Annotated in this window: 3 protein-coding genes; 1 reads left to right on the forward strand and 2 read right to left on the reverse strand. The window is 59.1% G+C overall.

All coding sequences use genetic code 11. The annotated features are described in order from the left end of the window. A partial coding sequence (locus H5U08_RS14145) for a cobalamin-dependent protein (RefSeq protein WP_297034376.1) occupies positions 1–333 on the forward strand: 333 nt, incomplete at its 5' end. Positions 334–432: 99 nt separating this feature from the next. Here H5U08_RS14145 and H5U08_RS14150 read toward each other — a convergent pair. Both H5U08_RS14150 and speA read right to left on the reverse strand, forming a co-directional pair. Further along, positions 433–1203, reverse strand: a complete 771-nt coding sequence (locus tag H5U08_RS14150) for an SDR family NAD(P)-dependent oxidoreductase (protein WP_297034378.1) — start codon at positions 1201–1203, stop codon at positions 433–435. 89 nt (positions 1204–1292) lie between these two features. Next, positions 1293–3073 (reverse strand): biosynthetic arginine decarboxylase (speA, locus tag H5U08_RS14155; protein WP_297034381.1); only part of this gene is annotated, 1781 nt, incomplete at its 5' end.

Below are 3073 nucleotides of genomic sequence, written 5' to 3' on the forward strand. Positions count from 1 at the left end.
ATTGGAAAAGACATAGTGGTCATGATGCTGCGCGGGGCGGGATTTGAGGTCATTGACCTGGGCGTGGACGTGCCGCCCGAGCGATTCGTGCAGGCCATCCGAGAGCACCAGCCCTCCGTGGTGGGAATGAGTCTGCTCCTCACCACGTGCTATCCCTCAGTGACCGCCACAGTCAATGCGATTCGCGAGGCCGGTCTGCGGGATCAGGTGGCCATCATGGTGGGCGGGGCCGCAGCGAGCGAGCTCCTCGCCAAAAATGCCGGTTGCGATTTCTACGGCAAGACCGCGGTGGATGGGCTCAAGTTCGCCTGCGAGGTGGCGGGAATCAAATAGCGCCGCTGGTGTAAGGTTCCACCGCCGGCCCAAAAGTCCGCCCGGTGGTCGGATTCTTGAAGAGGATGCCGAACGCGGCAAGGCGATCCGGCGATTGCATCAAAAGATCCGCGCCAGGCAGCCGCCATCCACCACAATAACCTGCCCGGTGATGTACCGACCGGCTTCGCTCGCCAAAAGCAGGGTGGGCCAGGCCACTTCTTCCGGCTCTCCCCATCGACCCAGGGCCGTGCGGGAAACGATTTGCTCCTGCTGTTCCTTGCTGAGCAGACTCATCGGCATTTCCGTAGCGATGGGACCCGGCGCAATACAGTTGACCGTGATATTGAATGGCCCCAGATCGAGGGCACTGGCTCTGGCCATCCCCACGAGCGCCGCCTTGGTGGCTGAATAGGCGTTGCGCTTCGCGGTGCTGGCAAGGGCCATCATGGAGGACATGTGAATGATCCGCCCCCAGCGACGTTCCTTCATTTTGGGAACGAGGGCCCGGGTCAGACGCATGGCATTGGTGAGGTTGAGCTCCACAAGGTAGTCCCAGTCTTTATCCTGAATCTCGTCGATGGCCTGGGGAATATTCCAGCCCGCATTGTTGATCAGGATGTCGATGTGTCCCATCCGGGCAAGGGCCTCGGAAGCGAGGCGATCGGTGTCCTCGCGTCGGGCGACATCGGCAGCCAGCCATTCCACTCGCTGTCCGGTGCTCTGCGAAAGTTCCTCGGCCGTTTTGCGAATGGCCTCTTCCGTGCGGCTGCAAATGAACAGATCGGCACCTGCCTGGGCGAAAACCTGGGCAATGGCCCGACCGATGCCGCGACTGGCACCCGTGATCAACGCGGTTCGCCCTGCAAGGCTGAAAATGGTATCTTTCATGGCGCTCTCCCTCATCAAGCCAGCAAGTGACGCATTTCCCGATGTGGCAAAGCCCGGGACAGGCCGGGCCACCGACTCAGCAAGATGGGTTATTCGGCTGGATTTTCCAGATACGTGTATCCCTCCAGTCCGGACTCATAGAAACGCAGCAATCTTCCGGCCTGGCGGTCGTCGATGCGGCCTCGCCGAATCGCTTCTTCGAGGCTGTTCCTCAGCCGAACCACAAGGGTATTGGGATCGAACTCCACATACGAGAGCACTTCGCGAACGGTATCGCCGTTGATCACCGTTTCCACCACCACGTCACCGTCCTCGTCGAGGCCAACGTGCACGGCATTCGTATCACCAAACAGATTGTGAAGATCGCCGAGGATTTCCTGGTAGGCCCCCACGAGAAAGACGCCGATGTAATACGGTTCGCCGCGGAATTCATGGAGCGGCAGGGACCGTTTGACATCGTGCCGATCGATGAACCGGTCGATTTTACCGTCGGAGTCGCATGTGATGTCGGCCAGGATGCCGCGGCGTGTCGGTTGTTCTGTCAGCCGGTGGATGGGCATGATGGGAAAGAGTTGCTTGATGGCCCAGCTATCCGGCAAAGATTGAAAGAGGGAAAAATTGCAGAAATACGTTTCACTGAGCAGCGATTCAAGGACTTCGAGCTCCTCCGGCACGTAGTCCAGGTGCTGCATGAGCCGGTAGATCTTGCGGCAGATGGCCCAGTAAATATTCTCCGCGAATGCTCGTTCCTCGAGCGACATGTAGCCGTTATTGAAGAGGTTGATGGTGTTTTCCAGGGCTTCCTGGGCATCGTGGAAGCTTTCCAGGAGATTGCGGACATTGAGGGCTTCGTACGTTTGCAGCAGGTCGTGCAGACACTGCTCGGCATCCTCGGGGATTTGCTCGGGGATCCCGTTTTCACCCCGATCAGCGACCCCCAGCACATTGAACACCAGGATACTGTTGTAAGCGACGACAGCCCGGCCGCTTTCGGAGAAAATCGTGGGATGCGGGACACCCGTGTCATCGCAAACCTGCTGGATGTGATAGACCACGTCGTTGGCGTATTCTTCCAGGGTGTAATTGACGCTGGACTCAAAGGTGGTCTGGGAGCCGTCGTAATCCACGCCCAGTCCGCCGCCGACGTCCAGGTACTGCAGGCCGGCGCCCTGCTTGTAGAGATCGGCGTAGACGCGGGCACCCTCGGTGAGGGCCGCCTTGATGTGGCGGATGTTGGTGATCTGGCTTCCCAGGTGAAAATGCAGGAGCTTGAAGCAGTCGGCCATGTCGTGCTCTTTCAGCTCCCGCAATGCCCGCAGAATTTCGCTCACCGTCAGGCCGAATTTGGAACGATGGCCTCCCGAAGACTGCCATCGGCCGGAACCCATGGCGGCCAGTTTGACGCGGATGCCGATATTCGGCCGAACTCCCACTTCCCGCGCATAACGCAGGATCAACTCCAGGTCGGTGTATTTTTCCACGACAAGGAAGATGTTGCGGCCCATCTTTTGGGCCAGCATCGCCGTTTCGATGAATCGGGCGTCCTTGAACCCGTTGCACACAATGGGGGTCTCGTTATCGGCGAGGGCGATGACGGCCAGCAATTCGGGCTTGCTGCCGGCCTCCAACCCGAACTTGTAGGGGGCTCCGTAGCGGAGGATCTCCTCCACCACTTGTCGCTGCTGATTCACCTTAATGGGGTAAACGAGGTGGTATCCGCCGGTGTAGTTGTGGTCGCGGATCGCCTCAGTGAAGGCATTTTTGATCTCTTCCAGGCGGTGTTTGAGAATGCCCCCGAACCGGATCAGAACCGGCGTCTGGATGCCACGAACGACCAGGCGATCGACGAGGTGTTTGAGATCGATGGAGC

Source organism: Thermogutta sp. (genome assembly GCF_014359955.1).
In the GTDB taxonomy this organism is placed as follows: Bacteria; Planctomycetota; Planctomycetia; order Pirellulales; family Thermoguttaceae; genus Thermogutta.

What these genes read in the sequence shown, in the direction of transcription:
- H5U08_RS14150 (WP_297034378.1), bottom strand. Translation starts at nt 1,203, where the DNA reads ATGAAAGATACCATTTTCAGCCTTGCAGGGCGAACCGCGTTGATCACG.